At 73.2% G+C, this 1,078-nt stretch carries 1 pseudogene; it reads right to left on the bottom strand.

From position 1 onward, the window contains the following. Positions 1-777: pseudogene (locus tag GA0115259_RS38455) on the bottom strand (hydrolase); the annotation flags it as partial. Between the last annotated feature and the right edge of the window lie 301 nt (positions 778-1,078).

Raw genomic sequence — 1,078 nt, 5'->3', positions numbered from 1 at the left:
CCCCCCGCCCGCCGCCAGTTGGACCGCCGCCCGTGCCGCGATCTCGGCCGGCAGCCGGGCCAGCCCGGCGCACGGTCCGAGCGTCACGCCCGGCCGCATGCCGCCCGCCATCGCCGCCAGCCGGGCGAGCCGCACCGGATCGTCACCGTCCGTATGCAGATCGACCGGGCAGCCGTGCTCGGCGGCGATCGTCAGCACCGCCTCCACATAGCCGGCCGGATCCGGATCGAGATCGGGGCAGCCGCCCACCACACCCGCGCCCATCTTGACCGCGTCGCGCAGCATCGCGAGCCCGTCGGCGCCCGCACGCCCGGTCAGCAGGCGCGGTACGGCGACGGCCGTCAGATCGCCGAGACCGCGCAGCGAGCGCCGTGCCTGGAGCACCGCCTCCATCCGGCCGAGTTCCTGCGCGTCGCCGATCCGGACATGGGAGCGCAGCGCGGTCGCGCCGTGTCCGAGCTGGAGCAGGGTGGCCTCGGTGGCGCGTCGCTGGACGTCCTCGGGTGCGTACGAGACCGGCCCGTCGCAGGTCAGCGCGGTGAGCGCGGTGTCGCAATGGGCATGCGGCTCGGCCGGTGCGGGGAGCAGCAGATAGCCGGCGAGGTCCAGCCGGGAGCCCTGCGCGGTAAGGCTGCCGGCCGTGCCCACGGCCTCGATCCGGCCCGCGCTGAGCCGTACGTCGACGGTACGGCCGTCGGTGAGGCGGGCGCCGGTCAGCACGAGCGCGCTGGAGTCGGCCGTACCGCCGTCGGACGGCTGCGGGTGGCTGTCGGGCATCGCGCTCCTGGTGCGGGCTTTCCGGTGGGCTCCGGCGTGCAAGATCACGCGGCCCGTGTCGAGCCTAGGCGGGGCTCAGCCGTGCTTCGAGGAGGAGCGCAATAGTCGTACCGGCGAGCCCACCTCTGGGCCGGGCCAGGGGCCCAGGACAAGGCCTGTACGTGGTCGGCCGAGCGCCGGGAAAGTGGCCGGGAAACGGATTTGGGCGAACGGCGACCAACCGTGTAATGTCTTCATCGCTCGCCCCAATAGCTCAGTCGGTAGAGCGTCTCCATGGTAAGGAGAAGGTCTACGGTTCGAT

It is taken from the genome of Streptomyces sp. MnatMP-M17 (assembly GCF_900091995.1).
Lineage (GTDB): Bacteria > Actinomycetota > Actinomycetes > Streptomycetales > Streptomycetaceae > Streptomyces.
The sequence above is the reverse complement of the archived record's forward strand: the minus strand, read 5'-3'. Positions and strand labels throughout refer to the sequence as shown.